Raw genomic sequence first — 22,478 nt, forward strand, 5'->3', positions numbered from 1 at the left:
CCATTACTTATTCATATGTGCGAGGAAATCTCCTAATAAATCTTCCATTTCTTTTTCAGGATCTTTCGGTTCCTCTTTTGGTTCGTCTTCCTCACGTTTAGCGTTATCCCAATCAAATTGACTTAAATCATCATCATCTAAATCATCAATTGTATCAAGATTAACTGTTTCATCATCATAAACGTCTATAGTAACTTCATCATTCTGCTCTTCTTCTTGCAGATATAAAGCTTGATCAATATCCGTAGAATTGCTGTTTAAAGCTGCGAGTAATGAAGCGGTTCTAACAGGATTTGATATAAGCTGATACATAATATTGCCTAATAAGGCTTCAGAATGTTCATGCTTAAGCCAATCCCTTTGCATTTTACTAAGATTTTTTGGGAGCGGGATGGTGATTGTCTCTCTATCTTTTTGAATGGTTTGTCCAACACCCTGCATGACGAACTCTGAAATCCTGCTCGAAAAGTTACGTCTCTCCGTCTCTTTAAGCTTTTGAAGCTGCTTTAAGACGTGATCAGGGGTATCAGAGGGTATACGAAAAGCAATCGTTTTGCCTCTGGTTATTTCATTGGCAGCTTTTTTATCCATTTCATCACCCTACTTAAGCTTTAACGGCTTTTTTCTCTTTGTCCTCACTCTTTTGGTCTTTCGTCATCCTCTTAAGGTGATCAGAAATCAGCTTATAATAAGCATTCGCCATCATCCAGATGCTCTCTTTTTCATCCTCAAAAAAGTCAATGTTATATCCATCAAGGTTATTATTTAGCGTCTTAATATAATCCTTTAAGACTGCAGAACCTCCGCCTACAAAGTAGCAGATCTCAGTCTGAGAATTCTTTTGCCACACATTGCGAAGCAGACGGTATTGCTTTTTAGCTAAGTCTACCAAAATACGGTCTGTAATATCGTGTACGCTTGTACGGCTTCCGCGCACCATTATATGGTTTCGGTTTGTCTTCTTCGTAATAATGTCAACAACATCACGTCGGCTGTCGAGTTCAACACCATGTTTTGAACGGATTTCTTCTCTAATCTGTTCTAATGCTTCAGAAACTCCGAGGTTAAAGCCTTGTGCTTTATCATCATCAACATTTCTATTTTTGATTACTGCGATATCAGTTGATAATCCGCCAATATCCTGAATAAGAATAGGCTTGTCGATTAAATCCTTGTTAATGATATTCAAATCGTTATCCATTACAAGGTTAATGAACGCAGCAAATCCTTCTGGATAAACCTTTACTTCTTCAAACTTTATATTTACTTTTAACCCCTGATATTTTGGTGTAACTAAAAACTCTACCTGGTGAACAGAGCCTAACAACTTAGAGCGGTATCCAGCATCTTTACCTTCTTTTACTTCACGAAGAGGCAATCCTGTACCTAAAATGTAGCTTGTATCAAGTACATTATTGTTTTTAGTGAAAGTTTTTGCGTTTTCGTCTCTAACAGCGTCGAGGGCAAGAGCTGCAAAAAGCATGATCAATGTCTGATCTTCTTCAGACTTGCTGCTTCCTGGATCTAATTCTGTAGAGTTGTCACTTTTAGCTGCCAATTCTCCAACACGGTAAATTACATTGTTTTCTTTAAGAGCAGGGGAGTGGACTTTAATATGTATTCCTTCTAAAGGATCTTTGCTGTCTAATTCTTCAATCCCGATAACAGGACGGTCTTCAATATCTCTTGCGATAACGTTTGGTATGTTCAGCTCATAATCTAATTTTCCAAATATCCCTTTTAATGAATCATTGCCTACATCGATTGCTGCAATTCTAGATTTACTCACGGGCATTCATCCTTTCATATTTCAATTGTTATTTTGTTGCTATATTAATAGATTAGAATGTATTGGCAAATTAAACAATGCCTATTTTTTCTTTTAACAAAAATGTAAACATGCAAACATTGTTGTAAACGAAATACTGTTTTACCTATAAACCCTCACACACCAACGTGTAAACATATTCGCAAACATGCAAACTTTATTGCAAACAACCGCAAACATTTTCGTAAACATGCAAACGAATTTGTTTACAAGTAAATGTTTTTGTTTGCATGCCCTACCCTACCCCGATTTTCTTTTCTGATTACAAATTAACTGAACGGGAATCATTAGCATAAATTCTTCATTTGAGGCTGAGGTGAGAATATATTGATTTATTTAGATAAAAAACATAATCCTAATAAAAATGCAAAGCTTATAAAAGATCATCAGCAAGAGAATTTTTCACTTAAGGAAGCTCTATCTGAAACGGAAGCTTTATTTAATGAGAGCAGCCACAGTATAAAGAGAAACGAAAACAAGAAAGCTCTATTTAATTGGATGAAATTAATTACAAAAAGAACGCTGGTTAAAAACATCGGTTATCAAAAAGTATCAACAACACAAATATGCTGTGATTCAGAAGAAACCATCTATCCAAATTGGAAAAACGAGCTGGATCATCAATATACGAAACTATTAAAAGAAGTAAAAGAGGAAGTAAACGTAAAAGATTATGGAGCAATTGGTGATGGAATCGCAGATGATACAGAAGCTTTTAAGAAAGCTATAGGAAGAGGGAAAGTAATAGTACGCATCCCTAAGGGCACATATCTCACAAAAGGAATAAAACTGCCTTCATGGACATGCATAATAGGGGAAGGAAAGGGAAAATCAGTATTAAAATTGCATGATCATTCCCCCAAGAGTGAATGGCTTGTAACGAATAAAAACCATTTTTGGGGCAACCGCAACATTTTAGTACAAGGAGTGAGTCTAGACTGGAACATCGAAAGACTTGGACACGAAGAAAAAACAAGTGCAGGAAACAATCGTTCTAGCTGTCTTACTTTTGCAAACGTAATATATGGGTGGATGCATGATATAGAAGCCATTAACCCTGGACTGCACTGTTTTGACGTATCTTCCTCTATCTATACCTATTTAGGGGATGGCACACTTTCAAGAGGAGGAAGTAAATACATCTGGCTAGATAATCTTAACGGATATGGCTTCGGAGATGATGGGATAACAACTCATCACAGCTCACATATTTTAATATCTAACTCCCACATGTGTGATCCTAGCGGAAGATCGCATAAAAAAGGATTTTCTAACTCCAATGGGATTGAGATCGATGATGGATCCCAGAACGTGTGGCTTTTGAACAACTCAACAACACGATGCTTTGGAGGTCTAGAGATTAAAGCGCATCATAATGCTTCTGCAGCTTCCAATGTCCATATCGTTGGCCACTTGTCTGTGAATGATAATAGATCATATAATTTCAGACACATTGGCCACCACAAGGATATCGATCCAGAATCGAAAACTGCTTTTCATATCTCTGCTACTAATATATGTGCTGTTGCACCGGTTTTTACTGATCTTTACAAGGATTCAACTCCCCGAGGACTTGTCGTTTCAGGATACAATCACGTATTGATCAATCATTTTACCCTTATTGGCGATCCTTCTTATGATTATAAGAATAACCCTGTGATCGCTATCCAATATCGCGCACGCAACGTTTTGTTGAATCATGTAACAATAAAAGACTTTAAGACGGCCGGTCCTGCGATTAAAGTCTATGGAGGCAGCCACCGTGCCGATGATATAGTGATTCAAAATATAAGCTGCGATAAGTACTTTTCAACACCTATCGAAGTAGGTACAGATGTAAAAAATGCAGTGATTGATAAAGTTAGAGTTTTTGCGTGAGAAAGGCTCCTGTCAGTGACAGGAGCCTCTTTTTATTCTTGTTTATAAAATTTTTTCTAACTGAATATCAAGTGGTTCTCTACTTAATATAACATCGTTAATCTCAACAGCCTCATCACATCCCATTGCTTTATAAAATTCCTGTGATTCAACGGATGGATGTGCAGCAATATAAAGCTTTCCTGCCCCTAGTTTTTTTGCCTCTTCACAGCATTTTTTAAAGAGTATTTTTCCTATCCCAGAGCATCTTCGCTCTGAAGAAATATGAATATAGGGAAGCTCTAAATATTGCATTTTTGACCCGAAAAAGCAGCCATCTATATTTGCAAAACCAGCTAGACCCGCTTCGTCAAAAGCTCCTATAGCCCTGCCACCTTGATCCAAACAGATACGCAGATCATGAATGACTTGAGCTTTTTTGTTTTCATCCCAGTCATCAATAAAATGATCGGACTTCATTTTATATTGATGATTTTCCTTAAACAAAACCTGATTGGTTACTTGATAACGATTAAATTCACTTAAAAAAGTATCAGTTAAGTCATTTAAACTTAAAACTTTACAGATAATCGTGTTTTGCATGCATGATCCCCGCTTTAACTGTTCTCTCTTTCTATCGTCATTCCATCAATGTGACGCTTGTTCATCATTTTATCTTTTTTTCGATTCTCTTTTGTTTCAAACACAATATCCATATCATAGTCCTCTGGATATAGCATCTCACTTCGAATATGAAGAATTAAGCGTTTTTTGTGTATATGATGCTTTGTTTCGCCGGCAATCACTCCATATTCTCCTTGTGTATTCTCTAACTCACAAATGATTCCTGCAGTTTTTAAACTTGTTACATATACTCGGTCTCCAATTTTGTACGTTGCTTCTTGTTCTTTTTGAACAGGAATCCGTTTTTCTTGCGGCTTTTTTACTGTGGATTGAGCTTTTTCTCTCGAAATCTGAAGCATTTCATTGTTTGCTGTGGATAAGGGAATCGAATTTTTATCCACATGTGGATAAACTTCATCGCTGTACGAGACCTCTTTTGCACGGTTAATAACCTCGTTTTCCATTCCTAACTTAAGTGCTATTGATAGAGCCTGACTTTTACCCGCTTTTCCGATTATCAATCGATAAAGCGGCTGCAATGTTTCTAAATCAAATTCCATTGATCCGTTTTCGAAGCCTTTTGTTACATTTGCAAACTCTTTGATCTCACTATAGTGAGTGGTTGCTAAAATCATACTTCCTTGACTGTATAATTTCTCAAGTATAGCTACTGCCAGCCCCATTCCTTCTGCAGGGTCTGTTCCAGCTCCAAGCTCGTCGAGTATGACTAAATCTTGAGGTCCCGCTTGCTTCATTATTGAAATAATATTTGTTATGTGCGAAGAGAAAGTACTTAACGATTGTTCAATACTTTGCCCGTCACCAATGTCTGCGAAGATCTCACGAAATACTGCAAATTCACTTCCTTCACCTACGGGAACATGAAGTCCAGATTGAACCATCATTGTTAAAAGACCTACAGTCTTGATTGCAACAGTTTTCCCCCCAGTATTCGGTCCTGTTATAACAAGTGCCTGATAAGTTTCACCAAGGCTAAAATGTAAAGGTACACATTTTTCTCCCAATAAAGGATGTCTGCCGTTTACGATCTTAATCTTATTATCTGCATTTAGCTCAACATTTGTGGCATCTAAAGACCTGCTGTACTTCGCTTTAGCAAAGATAAAATCATAATGGGCCATACCTTCAATGTTTATTCCAAGTTCACGTTCATATCCCGCTACCATACCAGTTAAAATACTTAAAACTTTAGAGATTTCAATCTCCTCTTCTGCTCGCAGCATACTAATCTCTGTTTGAAGCTTGCGGATATCATTTGGCTCCATGTAAACTGTAGCACCACTCGATGAACTATCGAGAATCTGTCCATCTATATTTCTTTTGAATTTACTTTTTACCGGAATTACATAACGGCCATCCCTCATAGAAATGATTTGCTCCTGCATCATATCCCGGTAGGCTGCGGATTTTAATATGTTATCAAGCTTTGATTTAATTCGTTCCTCTATGACTGCAATCTTCTTTCTCGTTTTTAAAAGAGATTTACTGGCATGATCATCTACTCTTCCATTTCGTATACAACGGTAGATTTCATCCTTTACCTCTGGAAGATCAAACATAGAGTACGCATAACTAGATACAGCAGGTGCCAGAAACTGCTTATCCTTCATATACCGCTGCATTCTGCTGACATTATCAAGAAGGCCATAAACTAGTGTCAGCTGTTCAGGTGACAGGTTTAGTCCTTTTTTCGGAATTTCAAGTATGTGCTCCAGACCATTCAAGTTTGCTATTGGAACACTTGCACTTTTTTCTAATATAAGTCGCGCCTCTGTTGTGTCGACCATCCAGGATTGAATGATGGAGAGGTTTGTAGAAGGTTCTAACGTTTCAATCACTCGTCTTGTTATAGCATTAACAGCATAACCACCTAGAATTTCTTTAATTTTTTTATATTCAAGCATGTTTATTGTTTGTGTATTCAATGGAACTGCCTCCAATTTCTTTATGATAAAATTTTTAAAAACATAAATTCATCTGTTTGAGCAAAAATCCCCTCCTCTAACAGAGGCCAGGAACATGCCAATAAAAAAAGACAGAAATGAACATGTCATTTCTGCCTCATAGATAGACTTCACCCTGAAAAAATGCATAAAAAAATCGGCTCCTAAGAAGAGTCCGGCAGCATCAAGGATTTGTGTATGATGGCTTGTATCTGACCGCTGTTCTTAACTAATGGCGGCAACAAAAGAGCATAACAAATAAACGTAAAAACCGCTTATTTTTCTTTCGCTTGCCTTTATCCAAATTGTTTTAGTTAAGAACGCTCACGCTCACAAACACACCATCCTTTCCATTGATACCTCCATTATATGTAATTAATTTACAAACTGTCAATAAAGAAAAGGGTACTATGAACCAAAAGCTATACCCTATGAGCCAAAACCGTAAGTCTATAAGCCAAACCAGACTCCCAATGAGCCGAATCGAGAACTCTATGGGTCATTCGTTTTTCTATGAGCCTAAATAAACGTTCTATGAGCCAAACTTACCCTTCTACGAGCCAATCAAATTTTACATATAAAAAGAGGATGCCTCGTTAAAAGAGACATCCTCATCATGATTAAAGATTTATTGACTTGTCTTTTTCCTTTTTTATCTGCTTACTCCTTAACTGTCCGCAAGCAGCATCAATATCTGTTCCGTGCTCTTGGCGAATTTTACAGTTGATTCCGTTCTTTTTGAGTGTGTCATAGAAAGCTAAAACGGATTCTTGTGCACTTCTCTGATACTGACTGTGCTCATCAACCGGGTTATATGGGATTAAGTTAATATAAACTTTTTTCTTTTTATCCTGAAAAAGTGCTGCAAGTTCATTTGCTTCTTCTATATGATCATTCACATCTTTAAGCAAGATATATTCAATCGTTATACGGCGGTTTGTTTTCTCAATGTAATAATTGATTGAATCCATGAGTTTTTCAAGAGGGTACGCACGATTAATTTTCATGATCTTAGTACGCAGTTCATTGTTTGGTGCATGCAAGGATATAGCTAAGTTAACAGGGAGTTTTGTATCGGCAAATTCATAAATTTTGTTAACAATCCCGCTAGTCGAGACAGTGATGTGTCTGGATCCGATAGCAAGACCCTTTTGATCGATGATAATCTGTAAAAAGTCTACCATGTTCTCAAAATTATCAAATGGTTCACCTATTCCCATTACTACGATATGACTTACCTTCTCACCTTTTCCTGCATCGTCCAAATGATGCTGAACATTCATGATTTGTTCTACGATTTCACCGCTCGTTAAATCACGAGTTTTCGTTAATAAGCCGCTTGCACAAAAACTGCAGCCAATGTTGCAGCCTACTTGAGTTGTTACACAAACAGATAAACCATATTTATGCCTCATCAAGACTGTTTCAATTAAGTTGCCGTCCTTAAGCTTAAATAGGAATTTAACCGTACCATCAGATGCTTCTTGTTTAACATGGTGCGATAACGTATGAATGACAAAACTCTTTTTTAAAAGATCTATACAATCTTTATTTACGTCAATCATCTGAGAGAAATCTGTTACCCTCTTCCTGTAAAGATAATCCCATACTTGTGATGCCCGGTATTGTTTATGTCCATGTTCTAAAAGCCATGCCGCAAGCTGTTCAAATGTTAATCCATAAATGGAATTAGTTATCATAAAAAGACCTCTTTTCAAACCTTAAACTTATTCTTCTATACTACTGAAAACTTATCATTCCCACAATGTTATCATGCCATTTCCAATACATTCATATTAAAATCTCATCTTTTAAACCATACTATATTCTAGGTCTTTCATAATAATTTGTTTAGCTTTTTTATGCAGTTATATAAGCCATTTAACCTATATAGGTTGTAATTTCCATTTACGAATAAATAATAACCTGTAATAATAGATAAGCCAAAAACTTTTGACAATAATAAATATTTCAAAGTATTATATTTAAAGAACTAAAGGAGGTTGTCTTATGTCAGACATCAATAGACAGAAAATTGTGGACAGTGTCCCTCAAAAAGGCTTCTTCGGACATCCTAAAGGTTTGTTCACTCTTTTCTTCACTGAGTTTTGGGAGCGCTTTTCCTACTATGGAATGAGAGCAATACTGATTTATTACATGTATTACGAAGTTTCAAAAGGTGGTTTAGGAATTGATCAAACCACTGCATTAGCAATCATGTCTATCTATGGTTCACTCGTATATATGTCCGGTGTTATCGGTGGTTGGTTAGCCGACAGAGTTTTTGGTACATCTAAAGCTTTATTCTATGGTGGTATTTTAATTATGATCGGTCATATTGTCTTATCACTTCCAGGCAATCTGACTATGTTATTCGTATCAATGGTGTTTATCGTTATTGGGACAGGCTTACTTAAACCTAACGTATCAAGCGTTGTAGGTGACATGTATGCACCAGAAGATAATCGTCGAGATGCAGGATTCAGTATTTTCTATATGGGTATTAACTTAGGTGCATTTCTATCTCCGTTAATTGTAGGGGAAGTTGCAAAAACGAGCTTCCATCTAGGATTTGGGATTGCAGCCGTTGGTATGCTATTAGGACTAATTGTATTTGTTGTTACAAAGAAAAAAAATCTTGGCCTTGCGGGTACTTTTGTGCCAAACCCATTATCTCCATCTGAAAAGAAAAAATATTCTTTAATCGTTGGGATAACAGCAGTAGCATTAGCCGTTATTTTAGGAATTACAATTCCTGCTGGTATTTTTACACTTGATATCTTCATTACACTTGTTGGTATTTTCGGTATTACAATTCCGACAATTTACTTTATCGTAATGTATCGCAGTCCAAAAACGACTGCAACAGAGCGTTCAAGAATTATCGCGTACATCCCGTTATTTATTGCATCTGTAATGTTCTGGGCTATTCAAGAACAAGGTTCTACAATTCTTGCTGTATACGCAGATAAGCGTACAGATCTTGAATTTGCAGGACTAACGATCTCACCAGCTTGGTTCCAATCATTGAACCCATTGTTCATCATTGTTCTAGCACCTGTATTCGCTTGGATTTGGGTGAAGCTTGGTGATCGTCAACCGACAGTACCAAAGAAATTTGCTTTAAGTTTATTATTTGCTGGATTATCGTTCCTAGTTATTCTTCTTCCTGCATACTTTGGTGGAGAAGACGCACTAGTTAATCCATTATGGCTTGTTCTTAGTTACTTTATCGTTGTACTTGGCGAACTATTATTATCACCTGTTGGCCTTTCTGCAACAACGAAGCTAGCACCTGCTGCTTTCTCTGCACAGACAATGAGCTTATGGTTCTTATCTAGTGCAGCTGCACAGGCAATTAACGCACAAATCGTTAAGTTCTACACTGATAAAACAGAGATGATGTATTTTGGAGTTATTGGTGGAGTAGCTATTTTACTAAGTATTATCCTATTCATGCTTTCTCCTAAGATTCAAGGGTTCATGAAAGGTGTTCGTTAATCTAAATTCATTTTTGCCACTGGTGTAATGGGATTCCATTATATCAGTGTTTTTTTATTGCAAAAAAAAGAGCCTCATAAAAGCAGGCTCAAAATCATGTTATTTAATTGAGAATTCCGTGCAGCAGACCGAGTAAAGTGAATATAACGAAATGATCTCCTATTGCTATTAAACACGATTTTTTTGTCATCAGACCAAATAAAGCATTCTTATAATAAACAAGACTAATAAGCAATCCAATTATTAAGCCTATTACGAGGCCTGATAAAGGACCATCTCCTCCAGAAGCTTGAACGAGAATTGCCATTAATAGCGAGCTGACGAACGCAGCAACTACTGAATAGATATATTTGAAGGCACCTTCACTTTCATTAACCTTTTTCTTTCCTAATAAAACTGAATAATAAATACCACCATAAATCATATACATAAGACCGCCAATTAAAATAGATATTACATTTAATTCAACACCGAGATTCATAAATTATTGTCCCCTTTTATTTTGGTTCAATGGCCAGAGCAATAGCTTTAATTTTACATTCAAGAGATAAGGAATTTTTCTTCTGTGTAATATTTATAAGTTCGACGGGGTTGCTTAAATATTTGTAACCGCTCCTTGGAAGCCAAAAGCTATAAAGCTCAGAATAACATTCAATCAACATACTTCTTTGGCTATAATCTACAGGCTCCTCGAATTCATAAACAACATGTTTTCCACCCTTAAAAACATAAGTATCCTCATCAGTTTCTGCCCTTGCTGTTTCACTGACTGTAATATGACAATCGTACCTGCTCTTATCAGGTGGTGTTATGTATGGATTATTTTTTGGTATACCTAAAAATAATAAATCCTCATTAAGAAGTTCTCTTGATTTACTCCAGCGGTAAACCTCTTCCCACGTCTTTGGAATTCCCTTCGTATATGGACCAATGTGCTGACTTTTTATTGTATGGCAACTTGGCAGCACCCTTGTCTCTACCTTTGCTAAATCCAGCCATTTAAATTCATTATAAGACGGTGATTCACTTTTATCTTTCAGCATTCTGCTCACTTGTTTAGATATCTTGCTATCATCGTCATATTCACGCGGAAATCGTTCTAAATAAGCGCCTTCTCTCCATTTCTTAGGACTTGTATTAAAATAGGATTGAAACGAATATGTAAAATAAGACAAAGAAGAAAAACCGCATAGTAACGCAATCTGAGTGATCGGCTTATGGTGGTCATAAATTAAAAGGTGTGCCGCATTTTCTAAACGATTGCGTTTTACGTAAGCAGAAGGAGTTTCACCAACTATCCCTTTAAACATTCTTTGAAAATGAAAAGGAGAATACGTTGATACGCTTGCCAGCTTTTCCAGCGTAAGTGATTCTTCTAAATGCTGATCAATATAATCCAGGACTCTAAAGATATGCTTTTGTTTCTCTCTTTCATAAATCATCATGATTTCCTCTTCTCATTCAAGCTGTGAGTAAATTATATTCTATTTTCCCTATCGGCTAGTAACGACATTTTGTATGCATCCATTTTTATAATACTAAATGTTTGTCCAAACATTTCAGACAAGCTTGCGTAAGATAGATTATGGAAGAAGGTACAGTCATTGTCCTTTTCCTAGGTTCACATATAGAAGGGGGTGTCTATTGTGCTACCAATCTTATTCCCATTAAAAAAAAGAAAGAAAGCTTGCAAGAAGAGACCTGCATAAGCTTAATTTTTTTAACGAATAGTCACTTAGAAAACCGGGCCACCCCCGGTTTTTTGTCATTTACCTAAATGAAAAAGCCCTTTTCATAAGGAACTGGGATTCTATCCAAACCATTTTTGGACAACCACATATAGTACAAGCAAGGGGGAATTTAATAAAAAAAATAGTTGAGCTCAACAGTATATGCATCTATTTTTTATTAATCCTTTTTCCCTTTACAGAGTAATATAAGGGGGAATATCTTTGTATATTCGTAAATGGATTCCTGGTAAAGACAATCCTATTTTAGTTGATATGGTAGTTAACAATTTCCAAGTAAAAAGAGAAGTAATCCAGCTTATTTTAAGAATGGCTAACGAGGTCATGGTTGTATGTGACAGCAGCGACAGAATCGCGGGCTTTGTTAGTTACCGCTTTCGATTAGGCAATATGATTTTTGTAGATTACGTGGTGCTGGATACAAAGCATCAAGGAAAAGGGATAGCTAGCTCTTTTCTTCCAGTTTTCGAAAACCATCTATTAAAACAAGGCATTCAAGTGGTTTATGGCACTGTAGATGAGGAAAACACTGATGCGCTTAGAGTTTTTAAACAATGGGGCTTTGAAGTACAAGGGCAGATCGGCTCAAGTATCGTCATCCAAAAAAATCTTACTGGTTCAAATCAGCAAAATCGTGTTCGTTCTTCTAATGTAAGGAAACTAAGTACACCACCGTCACTAGGCTTAACCATGTAATTTTATTAAATTAGCAGATCCATGTTGAGCATTGGATCTGCTTTTTTATGTGATGTTGAATTCGTAACTTTTTTCCTATTAGTAATGGTTGATTTCCACTCCAGGTGCTCCAATCAACTCGTAAATGAAGAAGCTTCACAAAACAATTTAAAAGAATAATCTATTAGAAAAGCTTAATTTTAAAAGCTGGCTCGTTATGTTGAGCCAGCTTGTCTGTTTTTAAAAATATATATGAGACTGTTTGTCCTACAAATCTGTTGGGTTTTGCAGGTTCTTTGGTCTTTTTAATTTCTTCGGAGCTCTTAGAAACTTATTTTCACTGCTGAAAATCTCATCTATAGCTCTTCTGTTCCAATCATTGTTATACTCCTGATCCGAACAGATACATCCGCTTAAATCGTATCGAAACAAACCACAGTGCGGGCAATTACTCAATATCCATCACCCCCTATTTTCCAACATAACATATACTATGAAACCGTATAAAAAAGGAAACGGCTATTGCTAGATACATTAATAAAAATGGATGTTTTCGCAAACTTTTAGGGTTTAAGCGGTTGATTTCCGCTCCAGGATGCTCGCTTTCCGCGGGGCGTGCGGTGAGCCCACTCGTCGCTTTGCGACATTGATTGGTCTCACCTGTCCCGCTAATCCCGCAGGAGTCTCGCACCTTGCGCTCCAACCAACTTGCTAACGAAGGGTCTTCAAAAAGCACCAATCTTTTAAATTGAGCCTAAAAAATTATTTTGCAGCAGTTTTCTTATTCATCCATTCAGGTTTATGGAATTGTTCAAACTCACTATTGATAACTTTTTTAAATTCTTCAGATTCAACAGCTGCTTTAAGATCTTTAGCCAACTTTGAATTCTTATCTTCTTCTAAAACAACGATTCGATTAATGATTTCTTCTGGAAGCTTGTCCTTCACAATTGCGTCCTCTAAGTTTAAACCTGATGAGATCGCAAAGTTTCCATTGACCGCTGCTAAATCAACAGATTCCAATGTTCGGGGAGTTTGAGCCGCCTCTACTGGCTGAAATTTAAGTTTCTTCGGATTTTTTGTAACGTCTTTTTCTGATACACGCAACGGATTTGCTTTATCATCAATCTCAATTAATCCGTTATCTCTTAAAACCGTTAAACCGCGAGCTAGATTTGTTGGGTCATTTGCTAATGCGACCGTGCTCCCAGGCTTGATTTCTTCGAGCGATTTAAATTTGTTGGAGTATATGCCGATCGGTGCTGTTGGAACAGTCACTACACTTGATAATTTCATATTATTCTCTTTTGAAAAAGCGTCCATATACACCTTATGCTGAAACAGATTTGCATCCAGCGAACCGCTCTTAAGTGATATATTCGGCTGTACATAGTCATTGAATTCCTTAACCTCGACTTTGTATCCCTTTTTCTCTAAATATGGCTTAACGCCTTTTTCAAGCATATCGCTATATGGAACGGTCGCTCCGAGTGTAATATCTTTCTTTTCACCTTCTCTTGAAGCTCCGCATCCAGCTAAAGCAATGATGACTGTGATCCCTATGATTAAACGAGTTATTTTTTTCATTCCTCTCTCCACTCCGTTTCTATTGTTTAGTTTCCGCTAGAACTCTTCGATACTTTGCTGCTGGATGGTCACTTGGCAACAAACTCTCTCCATGCGGAAATAATTTTTCCCTCAACGTTCCTTTGCTGTACTCTTTTTTATACAGTCCTCTTTCTTGAAGAACCGGTACCACCAATTCCACAAAAGCTTCCAGATCACCTGGTGTTACAAGGTGATTTAAGTTAAATCCATCAACACCAGACTCCTCAAACTGAGCTTGAATCCCGTCTGCTACTTGTTCTGGGCTGCCAACAATATAGCTTCCCCTGTCAGGTGACTCAAACCGGTTCAACACTTCTCCTACAGTAAGTTTTTTAGGTGCATCCTTTGTAAGTGTGGCAGCTTTGTAATGGCCCCCTTCGGTAGACTTTGTATATTCAAACGGAAGGTCTGGATCAAGTTCTTCGTATTCAGCGATATCATATCCGCTTGCCCCATACTGTGCTTTTGCTGCATCAGAGCTCCAAACCTTTGAATATTCCTCAAACTTCCGCTCTGCTTCCTCTGTGGTTTCTCCAACAACAACGTTTAGGAAAGAAAAGATTTTAATATTCTCAGGGTTCCGTCCATGTTTTTTTGCTCGCTCTCTAATATCATCTGCATAGAAGCGAATTCTTTTTGCTGTCGGACCTCCCACAAAAATACACTCAGCATGTTTGGCGGCAAAATCACGTCCTCTTTCTGAGGTGCCTGCCTGATAAATAACAGGTGTTCTTTGCAGGGACGGCTCGCTTAAATGGGGTCCCTCCACTTTAAAATACTGTCCTTCGTGGTTGATCTCATGTACTTTTTCAGGATCTACGAGAGTGTCCGTCCCGATATCTTCAACAACTGCACCATCTTCCCAGCTGTTTTCCCAGAGCTTATAAGATACTTCCAGATACTCATCAGCGATGTTATAACGCTCATCGTGTTTAATCATATCCTCCAGGCCAAAATTTCTGGCTGCATTAGGAAGATAGGAAGTTACGACATTCCAGGCAATCCTTCCTTTCGTTAAATGATCGAGTGTAGAAAAACGGCGTGCATTTCCAAAAGGCTGTTCATATGTGGTACTGACCGTAACCGCAAACGATAAGTTTTCGGTTACACTTGCCATCGCTGAGATAAGCAGAGCAGGATCATTTAACGGAACCTGAAGTCCATCCCTGATAGAAGGGGCTTTACTCCTTTGATAAACGTCATAGACACCCAGAACATCTGCAAAAAATATGGCATCGAACTTCCCTTTCTCCAGCAGCTTGGCATAATTAATCCAATAATCTAAGTCTTTATAACGCTTATGCCGTTTATTTTCCGGGTGTTTCCAAAATCCATGAGAGTTATGCATGGCACTTGTCATCTCAAATGCGTTTAACAAAATTTCTTTGCTCAAAATGATTTCCTCCGTAACGTTTGAATTATTTGTACCGCTCCCAAGAGAAAAAATAAAAACCTCTTCATGAATAAGAAGAGGTTAATAAAATACGTGAAATGTAAAAAACGCATTTGATCTCTCCTTATCTATCAAGCTTGTAAGCTTGCTGGAATTGGCACAGTTCTAAAAATAGTTGTTGCCGAGGCTTCAAAGGGCCAGTCCCTCCACCTCTCTCGATAAGAAATCGATAGTATTCAATTTATCAACAGAATATACAGGAATAAAAATAGTCTGTCAACGCACATTAGTAAAATAATAAAAAAATTTAAAGTTTTCAGTTTTCGGTTGACAATTGGCTCTCTGATAACTTATAGTGATGACTATTAAAATTTAAAATCAATTATTCTTATCACGAGTCAGGGGAGGAACTGGTCCTAAGATCCTGCAGCAACCGCTTATCTTTACTAGATAGGAAAGGTGCTAATTCCAGCAGACATGCTGCTAGTGTCTGAGAGATGAGAAAGAGTTCTTTAACAATGTCCTCTTTCGTCATTTTGAAAGGAGGATTTTTTTATGTCCTCTGAAAAAATAATTGCAGGGGGGAAAATTCGTGACAAAAACTTATGTTGAAGCAGAGCATGATAAGAAACAAACAAACATTGAAGAGATTTTAAAACAAGCTGAAGAACTAAAAGAAATTTTCAGCACAAGAGCCGGTGCAATTGATTCAGAAGGGATATTTCCTTATGAAAATTTTGCGGATCTAAAAAAAATGAACTTCCTATCCCTAACCATACCAAAAGAGTATGGCGGCAAAGGCCTCAACCTTCTTGAATATTTACAAGTCCAAGAAATTATAGCTCAAGGCGATGCCCCTACTGCTCTATCTTTGGGATGGCACTTAGGTGTGATGCTTGAAGCTGCTGAAAACAGGCATTGGCAAGGTTCAGCTTTTGAAAAAGTCAGCTCGTTAATTGTTCAGGAAAAATTACTCTTCAATTTAGCTCAGACAGAACGAGCTACAGGAAGTCCTTCAAGAGGCGGAACTCCTGGCACAACTGCCATAAAAGAAGAAAACGGCTGGCGATTGAACGGAAATAAAGCATTTACTTCTATGGCTGAAGCTCTCGATTATTCCATCATTACAGCAGACCTTAATCACACCGGTAAAAAAGGTTTTATTTTAGTTGATCATAAACGAGAAGGTGTCTCTGTAAAAGAAACGTGGGACAGCATATCTATGAAAGGGACCAAAAGTGATGACCTTGTACTAGAAGATGTACTTGTTGATGAAGAAGACCTCTTATTTGTAGAAGATGGTCGTTCAGCCACAACAAGAGGATGGTATCTTCAAGTACCTGCCGTTTATATTGGGATTGCCACCGCTGCAAAGGATTATGCGATAAAATTCGCTTCAGAATACAGTCCGAGCACCTTACCAGGTCCAATAAAAGATGTCCCAGAAGTAAGAAGGAAAATTGGAAAGATTGAACTGGAACTTTTTAATGCACGTCAGGTGTTATATGCTGTTGCAAGGAAATGGGTCGAACAGCCAGAGCAGCGAATAAATATGGCTTCAGAGCTTGCTGCTGTTAAGCATATTGCGACTAACAGTGCGAACAAAGTAGTTGATTTAGCGATGAGGATCGTCGGGGCTAGAAGTCTTTCTGCTTCCAACCCGCTGCAAAGACATTTTCGTGATGTGCGTGCAGGACTTCACAATCCTCCGACAGATGATGCAATAGTCTACACATTGGCAGATGCAGCACTAATAAGTCCAAGCTGATGAATCCCCTTAGAAAAGAAAAATAGCCTGTGGTTAAATATGATTAATCGTTAAAGGATTAATATAGAAGGTGAAAAAATCACATTCTAATTTTAATTGTTTCATGTGGAACATTTATTAATAAAACAAGACAAAAAAACCTTAGCTTTTATAAGCTAAGGTTTTTATCATTTATTACTTATTGAGCTGTATAGCCACCATCGATAACAATGGCTTGTCCTGTTACACTCTTCGCTTTATCACTTGATAAGAACATCGCATAGTCAGCAATTTCGCTTACTTCCATAAGACGTTTTTGCGGAACCAACGGATAAATTACTTCTTCGAGCACTTTATCTAAAGATACATTTCTTGTTTTCGCCAAGTCTTCTAATTGACCGCGAACAAGGGGAGTATCTACATAACCAGGGCAAAGTGCGTTAACTGTAACACCCTCTGTTGCTGACTCAAGTGCTGCAACCTTTGTAAGACCAATAACACCATGTTTTGCACTGTTATAAGCCGCTTTTCCAGCAAATCCAATCAAACCATTGATGGACGAAATGTTGATGATACGTCCAAATCCTTGTTTTTTCATGATCGGCATGACGTGTTTCGTTGCAATAAATGGTGCTGTAAGCATGATCTTGATCATCAATTCGAATTTATCTGTAGGAAACTCTTCAATTGGTGATACATGCTGAAGACCTGCATTGTTGATCAAAACATCCACACGTCCATATTCTTTATGAGCAGTCTCGATCATGTTCTTGATATCTTCTTCACTCGTTACATCAGCTTTTAATCCAATTGCTTCATACCCAAGACCTTTAAGTTCTTCAGCTGCTTTCTTTACACCTTCATCGTTTAAATCTGTTAAAACTACTTTGCTTCCACTTTCAGCAAATGTCTTTCCGATTTCAAAACCAATACCGCTTGCAGAACCAGTGATAACAACTACTTTATTTTCTACCACAATACTCACTCCTTATTTATTTAGATAATACCCATACTTGCCATAATGATTCCGACAATTACAGCGATTGTAGGGATGATCAAAGCAACAACAAATACATCTTTATAAGTTTCCTTGTGCGTTAACTGTGTTACCGCAAGAAGGGTCAACAATGCTCCGTTATGAGGAAGAATAGATGCACCAGATGCTATGGATGCCATTCTGTGAAACGCTTCAGGACTCATCCCAGTTGATTGAGACAAATCATAATACGTTCCTCCAAGCGCTTCTAAAGCAATTCCCATACCACCTGATGCAGAGCCCGTAATCATTGCCAGAAGCTGTACAACAAGTGATTCTGATACGAGCGGGTTGCTTGAAATGCCTAATAGCATATCTGTTATGCGATCGAAATCTGGCACGCTTGTTACCACTGCACCAAATCCAACCGCTGCGCTTGTGTTGATAATGGCCATAACTGAACCTTTTGCTCCTTCATTCATAGATGAAATGAACGTTTTGTATTGCTTCAAACTAATAAGTAAAATCGCTAGAATTCCTGCTAATAAAGATGGGATTGGAGCTATTTTTAAGAAATTAAGTAAAATAACAACGACTAATAAAGGGATTAAAGAAAGAATCCAGTTTGGAAGATTCTCTTCGTTTTCGTCGTCTTTCTCTTTCGATTTATCAGGTTCTGTATACCTTACCCCTGCTGCAGTCATTCTTTTCTCTCTGAATTTCAGCCAAAAGTAACCGCCTACTGCCATGATCAGTGTTGCCACGATACCGATGATAGTACCCGCCATAGGCGTCGTTTTAAACGTATTCATCGGGATTAAATTCTGGATCTGAGGGGTTCCTGGTACAGCTGTCATCGTAAATGTGAATGCACCCAGGACAATCGTTGGTGCGATTAACGTTCTGGAAATATCTGCTTTCTTAAATAAAGCAAGGGCTATCGGGTAAATTGCGAAAACGACTACGAATAAACTTACACCGCCATATGTCAAAACAGCAGATGCAACCAATACTCCTAGAATTGCACGTTTTTCCCCTATAAACTTTGTAAACTGAATGGCAACCGATTTTGCAGCACCGGTATCTTCCATTAATTTTCCTAGTACCGCTCCTAATAAAAAGATCGGAAACCATTGCTTTGCAAAATTCACAAAGCCTGTCATATACGTGTTTGTATATGCGTCCATAAGGTCTAATCCGCTCATTAAAGCGACAATACCTGCTACGATTGGAGCAACCCAAATGATTGACCATCCGAGGTAGGCAAAGAACATAAGCAGGGCAAGGCCTATTATGATACTTATCAAAATCTTTCCTCCTTTTGTATATGAAAAGAGTGCGCTTTCATCATTTGGCACTTCTTTTAAAATGGTTTCATTGCACGAAGGACATTTTACTCTTGTGCATTTAATTAGTAAAATGAATTTTAACTATAGATAATATGCACAAAAGTTATAGATCGGAGTTCATAAAATGGATATTCGCCAGCTGACTTATTTCTACGAAGTTGCAAAATACAAAAGCTTCACCAAAGCTTCTACAGTTTTGCATATATCTCAGCCCAGCCTGAGCAAAATGGTTAAGAACCTAGAGGACGAACTTGAAATGGAACTAATAGACCGTTCCTCCAGACAGATCGAACTTACTGAAGCCGGTGAAATTGTTTTCGAACAAAGCAAGATGATCTTAGAATCTCTCGATAACCTTTCATCCAACCTCTACGATCTGATGAACTTAAAAAAAGGAAAAATCACAATTGGAATTCCGCCACTTATCGGCTTCTTATTTTTCCCAAAAATTATCAAGAAATTCAAAACACTCTATCCGGACATTCAAATCAGAATGGTAGAGCACGGTGCAAATAAAGTGCAGCAAGAGGTAAGTGATGGCCTGCTGGATCTCGCTGTGGTTGTTTTGCCAATAAATGAAGAGAAATATGAAATCGTCTCTTTTTTAACAGAGCAGCTTATGCTTTTCGTTCATTCGTCACATCCTTTTGCTAAACGAAAAAGCATCGAAATGAAGGAGTTGCATGATGAACCTTTTATTCTGTTTAAAGAAGGATTTACTCTGCACGACAGAGTCATTCAGGAGTGTTTAGACGCGGGTTTTAGGCCGGAAATTGCCTATGAAAGCTCCCAGTGGGACTTTATAAGCGGTATGATCGGAGAAAATCTAGGTGTATCTATATTCCCAGAGTCTATTGCAAATAAGGTAGACAAGGATAAAGTGAAGGCGATTCCTATTACGAATCCATCTCTTCCATATGAACTTGGAATTATAAAAAAGAAAGACAAGTATGCAACGTACGCGACAAAAGAATTAATAAAAATGCTGCGTGAATTTAGCGAATAGAAAAAACTCCAGAGCAAAAGCCCTGGAGTTTTTAATTCATTACCCTTTTATACCTTTTTAACAAATTCGGACTTTAATTTCATAGCTCCGAACCCATCGATTTTGCAATCTATATCATGATCGCCATCAACCAAACGGATACCTTTAACTTTCGTACCGATTTTTATTACAGATGAAGTTCCTTTAACTTTAAGGTCTTTGATTACAGTTACCGTATCACCATCATTTAAGACATTTCCGTTTGAATCTTTTATTACCTTTTCATCTTCATTAGGAATTGTATCTAAAGTCCATTCATGCGCACATTCCGGGCAAACAAAAAGACTTCCATCTTCGTAGGTATATTCTGAAGTACATTTTGGGCAATTAGGCAAAGTTGACATAATTTTATCCGCCTTTCACATTGTTATTAGAACCAGTCAATTGTACCACCATTCCTATTCATAAAGAAAAAAGACGAGATATCATCCTCTCGTCTTTTTGTCTATTTATTATATTTCTTATACTAAAAAATCTTTCTCTAGTTTAATCTCTTCTATTTTTTTCTTCAATTCATCCGGCCACCATGCACCACAATCATCAGACACTACACAAACCGCACATTTTTCTAAGTCATACACTTTCATTCCGGTAATAGGAGGCGAATAAAGATGAAGCGTCACTAACTCCTTTTCTTCCCCAGCCTTCATTTTATGGACTCCGCTTTTTGGTGCATAAAAAAATGTACCTTTGTGATGAAACTCTTCGAATAATTCGGAAGGTAAACCATTTTCGTTTATCTCATAAACCGTATTTAAAGAAGTTCCTGTCAGTACTTGAATCCATCCCTGTGATTCCCCATGATCGTGTGGGGCACACTCTAGTTGAGACCAGTTCATTACGAGTAATTCCACTTCATCATTTTGATAAATAAGCTTTCGGAAGTATGGTTTTCCTTCAGGTGATCTTAACATGGGATCCACGTCTTTACGCTTAAAATCTAAGTTTATTAGTGCTTCTTTCAACTCTTGTTTTGTTGGTTGTTCTAATGACTCTAACACTTCTAAACTCTTTTGACTTAGCTTCATGAGGTCTCTCCCTTCCGAATCGCTCCGGTCGAATAGTAAAGCTTCTTAATATAGTTATGGCTAAGGAGGACTCTTATGAGTAAAAACTTATAATTAGAGTAACGGATATTTGGCATGTTACTCTAATTATTAATTATATGTATGCTTCATAAAATGAGTGGGGTGACAAAATGAAAGTTGGAATCATTGGATTAGGTGATATCGCAAAAAAGGCTTACTTGCCTGTGCTTTCTGAAAAAGATGGCCTAGAACTTGTGCTTTGTACAAGAAATACGAATACTTTAAACCAATTATCAAAAAAGTACAGAATAAAAGAAAATGCTCAAACTGTTGACGAGCTGATAAGCAAAAATATCAATGCGGCGTTTATTAGTACCGCTACAGAAGCACATTTTAAAATAGCAGAAAAATTACTCAAAAGCGGTATACATGTTTACATAGATAAACCAATATCCTTAAATTTTCATGAAACCGAAAAAATTGAACAGCTCTCAAAAGAGACAGGTAAAATAGCAATGGTCGGTTTCAACAGAAGATTTATCCCAAGAGTAAAAGAACTGAAGGAACACGGTAAAGCCAGCTTGATTATCATGCAGAAAAATCGATTTGCTTCACCTGACTATACTAGAAGATTTGTTGTAGAGGATTTTATTCATGTGGTAGATACTCTTAGATTCTTGATGGATTCTCCTGTTAAGAATCTTAAAGTGGTGTTCCTTAGAAATGGTGAAATGCTTGATCAATTGGTTATTCAGTTAATTGGAGACGGCTGTATCGCTATAGGTGTTATGAACAGAAATGGTGGAGTTACAGAAGAAACTATCGAATATAACACTGACCAGCATAAATATGTAGTCAACAGTCTCGTTGAAACGACTCATTTTCATGATAAAGAAATCAGTATATCTAAATTTGGCGACTGGGAGCCAACTCTGTATAAACGCGGATTCTATCAAATCACAGATCATTTTATTGATTGTGTACAAAATGATAGGATACCTGAGCCATCCATCCAAGATTCATTACTTACGCATGAAATATGCGAAAGAATCGTAAAATCCATAGATTCAGATGTATAAAAATAAAGCCAGAGAGTACTTTACAACTATCCTAAGTGCTGGGTATAGGGGCTTTG

Annotated in this window: 20 protein-coding genes and 2 riboswitches; of the genes, 6 read left to right on the forward strand and 14 right to left on the reverse strand. The window is 37.4% G+C overall.

Annotation, left to right across the window (positions count from 1 at the left end):
- Positions 1–3: 3 nt before the first annotated feature.
- Entirely contained in the window at positions 4–591 is a 588-nt protein-coding gene (locus ACFQ4X_RS16200) for a hypothetical protein (RefSeq protein ID WP_379836868.1), read from the reverse strand.
- Between the two features lie 13 nt (positions 592–604).
- Entirely contained in the window at positions 605–1,789 is a 1,185-nt protein-coding gene (locus ACFQ4X_RS16205; protein ID WP_379836870.1) for a hypothetical protein, read from the reverse strand.
- A gap of 366 nt (positions 1,790–2,155) precedes the next feature.
- Between ACFQ4X_RS16205 and ACFQ4X_RS16210 the strand changes: the two genes are divergently transcribed.
- Complete coding sequence (locus ACFQ4X_RS16210; RefSeq protein ID WP_379836872.1) at positions 2,156–3,706, forward strand: glycosyl hydrolase family 28-related protein; 1,551 nt, start codon at positions 2,156–2,158, stop codon at positions 3,704–3,706.
- 42 nt (positions 3,707–3,748) lie between these two features.
- Here ACFQ4X_RS16210 and ACFQ4X_RS16215 read toward each other — a convergent pair whose 3' ends face one another.
- The 3 genes from ACFQ4X_RS16215 to rlmN form a co-directional block, all read right to left on the reverse strand.
- Positions 3,749–4,288: a GNAT family N-acetyltransferase gene (locus tag ACFQ4X_RS16215; RefSeq protein ID WP_379836874.1), complete on the reverse strand. Its 540-nt coding sequence runs from the start codon at positions 4,286–4,288 to the stop codon at positions 3,749–3,751.
- 14 nt (positions 4,289–4,302) lie between these two features.
- A complete protein-coding gene (locus ACFQ4X_RS16220) occupies positions 4,303–6,255 on the reverse strand; it encodes an endonuclease MutS2 (protein ID WP_379836876.1) in 1,953 nt (650 codons plus the stop codon).
- Between the two features lie 638 nt (positions 6,256–6,893).
- Positions 6,894–7,973 carry a 23S rRNA (adenine(2503)-C(2))-methyltransferase RlmN gene (rlmN, locus tag ACFQ4X_RS16225; protein WP_379836878.1) on the reverse strand — a complete coding sequence of 360 codons (1,080 nt, stop codon included), beginning with the start codon at positions 7,971–7,973 and terminating at the stop codon, positions 6,894–6,896.
- 310 nt (positions 7,974–8,283) lie between these two features.
- Between rlmN and ACFQ4X_RS16230 the strand changes: the two genes are divergently transcribed.
- Positions 8,284–9,774, forward strand: a complete 1,491-nt coding sequence (locus tag ACFQ4X_RS16230) for a peptide MFS transporter (protein WP_379836880.1) — start codon at positions 8,284–8,286, stop codon at positions 9,772–9,774.
- Positions 9,775–9,877: 103 nt separating this feature from the next.
- On the opposite strand, the gene ACFQ4X_RS16235 is transcribed toward ACFQ4X_RS16230, so the two are convergent.
- Positions 9,878–10,255, reverse strand: coding sequence for a DUF1761 domain-containing protein (locus tag ACFQ4X_RS16235; RefSeq protein ID WP_379836882.1), 378 nt, complete (start codon positions 10,253–10,255; stop codon positions 9,878–9,880).
- Positions 10,256–10,271: 16 nt separating this feature from the next.
- Entirely contained in the window at positions 10,272–11,219 is a 948-nt protein-coding gene (locus ACFQ4X_RS16240; RefSeq protein ID WP_379836884.1) for an AraC family transcriptional regulator, read from the reverse strand.
- A 507-nt stretch (positions 11,220–11,726) separates the two neighbouring features.
- On the opposite strand from ACFQ4X_RS16240, the gene ACFQ4X_RS16245 reads away from it, so the two are divergent.
- Positions 11,727–12,218, forward strand: a complete 492-nt coding sequence (locus ACFQ4X_RS16245) for a GNAT family N-acetyltransferase (protein ID WP_379836886.1) — start codon at positions 11,727–11,729, stop codon at positions 12,216–12,218.
- A gap of 246 nt (positions 12,219–12,464) precedes the next feature.
- Here ACFQ4X_RS16245 and ACFQ4X_RS16250 read toward each other — a convergent pair whose 3' ends face one another.
- From ACFQ4X_RS16250 to ACFQ4X_RS16260, 3 genes are all read right to left on the reverse strand, one after another.
- Positions 12,465–12,653: a hypothetical protein gene (locus tag ACFQ4X_RS16250; protein WP_379836888.1), complete on the reverse strand. Its 189-nt coding sequence runs from the start codon at positions 12,651–12,653 to the stop codon at positions 12,465–12,467.
- Between the two features lie 306 nt (positions 12,654–12,959).
- Positions 12,960–13,784: a MetQ/NlpA family ABC transporter substrate-binding protein gene (locus ACFQ4X_RS16255; RefSeq protein ID WP_379836890.1), complete on the reverse strand. Its 825-nt coding sequence runs from the start codon at positions 13,782–13,784 to the stop codon at positions 12,960–12,962.
- A 19-nt stretch (positions 13,785–13,803) separates the two neighbouring features.
- Positions 13,804–15,198: an LLM class flavin-dependent oxidoreductase gene (locus ACFQ4X_RS16260; protein WP_379836892.1), complete on the reverse strand. Its 1,395-nt coding sequence runs from the start codon at positions 15,196–15,198 to the stop codon at positions 13,804–13,806.
- A 121-nt stretch (positions 15,199–15,319) separates the two neighbouring features.
- Positions 15,320–15,423, reverse strand: a riboswitch (SAM riboswitch).
- A 160-nt stretch (positions 15,424–15,583) separates the two neighbouring features.
- Positions 15,584–15,702: riboswitch (SAM riboswitch) on the forward strand.
- An 88-nt stretch (positions 15,703–15,790) separates the two neighbouring features.
- Between ACFQ4X_RS16260 and ACFQ4X_RS16265 the strand changes: the two genes are divergently transcribed.
- On the forward strand, positions 15,791–16,966 hold the full coding sequence (locus tag ACFQ4X_RS16265) for an acyl-CoA dehydrogenase family protein (RefSeq protein ID WP_379836894.1): 1,176 nt from the start codon (positions 15,791–15,793) through the stop codon (positions 16,964–16,966).
- A 178-nt stretch (positions 16,967–17,144) separates the two neighbouring features.
- Here ACFQ4X_RS16265 and ACFQ4X_RS16270 read toward each other — a convergent pair whose 3' ends face one another.
- Together ACFQ4X_RS16270 and ACFQ4X_RS16275 are read right to left on the reverse strand one after the other, a co-directional pair.
- Positions 17,145–17,921, reverse strand: coding sequence for a 3-hydroxybutyrate dehydrogenase (locus tag ACFQ4X_RS16270; RefSeq protein ID WP_379836896.1), 777 nt, complete (start codon positions 17,919–17,921; stop codon positions 17,145–17,147).
- A 20-nt stretch (positions 17,922–17,941) separates the two neighbouring features.
- Positions 17,942–19,228 (reverse strand): GntP family permease, encoded by a 1,287-nt coding sequence (locus tag ACFQ4X_RS16275; protein ID WP_379836898.1) that lies wholly within the window; start codon positions 19,226–19,228, stop codon positions 17,942–17,944.
- Positions 19,229–19,394: 166 nt separating this feature from the next.
- Between ACFQ4X_RS16275 and ACFQ4X_RS16280 the strand changes: the two genes are divergently transcribed.
- Positions 19,395–20,276 (forward strand): LysR family transcriptional regulator, encoded by an 882-nt coding sequence (locus ACFQ4X_RS16280; protein WP_379836900.1) that lies wholly within the window; start codon positions 19,395–19,397, stop codon positions 20,274–20,276.
- Positions 20,277–20,323: 47 nt separating this feature from the next.
- Here ACFQ4X_RS16280 and ACFQ4X_RS16285 read toward each other — a convergent pair whose 3' ends face one another.
- A complete protein-coding gene (locus ACFQ4X_RS16285; protein ID WP_379836902.1) occupies positions 20,324–20,659 on the reverse strand; it encodes a zinc ribbon domain-containing protein YjdM in 336 nt (111 codons plus the stop codon).
- A 117-nt stretch (positions 20,660–20,776) separates the two neighbouring features.
- Positions 20,777–21,343 (reverse strand): cysteine dioxygenase, encoded by a 567-nt coding sequence (locus ACFQ4X_RS16290; protein ID WP_379836904.1) that lies wholly within the window; start codon positions 21,341–21,343, stop codon positions 20,777–20,779.
- A 170-nt stretch (positions 21,344–21,513) separates the two neighbouring features.
- On the opposite strand from ACFQ4X_RS16290, the gene ACFQ4X_RS16295 reads away from it, so the two are divergent.
- Positions 21,514–22,422 carry a Gfo/Idh/MocA family protein gene (locus ACFQ4X_RS16295; RefSeq protein WP_379836906.1) on the forward strand — a complete coding sequence of 303 codons (909 nt, stop codon included), beginning with the start codon at positions 21,514–21,516 and terminating at the stop codon, positions 22,420–22,422.
- Positions 22,423–22,478: the final 56 nt, after the last annotated feature.

The sequence above is a fragment of the Fictibacillus halophilus genome (genome assembly GCF_042680145.1).
Taxonomy (GTDB): Bacteria; Bacillota; Bacilli; order Bacillales; family Fictibacillaceae; genus Fictibacillus; species Fictibacillus halophilus_A.

Coding starts and splice junctions, on each gene's coding strand:
- ACFQ4X_RS16200 (WP_379836868.1), bottom strand. CDS start 591: ATGGATAAAAAAGCTGCCAATGAAATAACCAGAGGCAAAACGATTGCT.
- ACFQ4X_RS16215 (WP_379836874.1), bottom strand. CDS start 4,288: ATGCAAAACACGATTATCTGTAAAGTTTTAAGTTTAAATGACTTAACT.
- rlmN (WP_379836878.1), bottom strand. CDS start 7,973: ATGATAACTAATTCCATTTATGGATTAACATTTGAACAGCTTGCGGCA.
- ACFQ4X_RS16230 (WP_379836880.1), top strand. CDS start 8,284: ATGTCAGACATCAATAGACAGAAAATTGTGGACAGTGTCCCTCAAAAA.
- ACFQ4X_RS16235 (WP_379836882.1), bottom strand. CDS start 10,255: ATGAATCTCGGTGTTGAATTAAATGTAATATCTATTTTAATTGGCGGT.
- ACFQ4X_RS16240 (WP_379836884.1), bottom strand. CDS start 11,219: ATGATGATTTATGAAAGAGAGAAACAAAAGCATATCTTTAGAGTCCTG.
- ACFQ4X_RS16255 (WP_379836890.1), bottom strand. CDS start 13,784: ATGAAAAAAATAACTCGTTTAATCATAGGGATCACAGTCATCATTGCT.
- ACFQ4X_RS16280 (WP_379836900.1), top strand. CDS start 19,395: ATGGATATTCGCCAGCTGACTTATTTCTACGAAGTTGCAAAATACAAA.
- ACFQ4X_RS16285 (WP_379836902.1), bottom strand. CDS start 20,659: ATGTCAACTTTGCCTAATTGCCCAAAATGTACTTCAGAATATACCTAC.
- ACFQ4X_RS16290 (WP_379836904.1), bottom strand. CDS start 21,343: ATGAAGCTAAGTCAAAAGAGTTTAGAAGTGTTAGAGTCATTAGAACAA.
- ACFQ4X_RS16295 (WP_379836906.1), top strand. CDS start 21,514: ATGAAAGTTGGAATCATTGGATTAGGTGATATCGCAAAAAAGGCTTAC.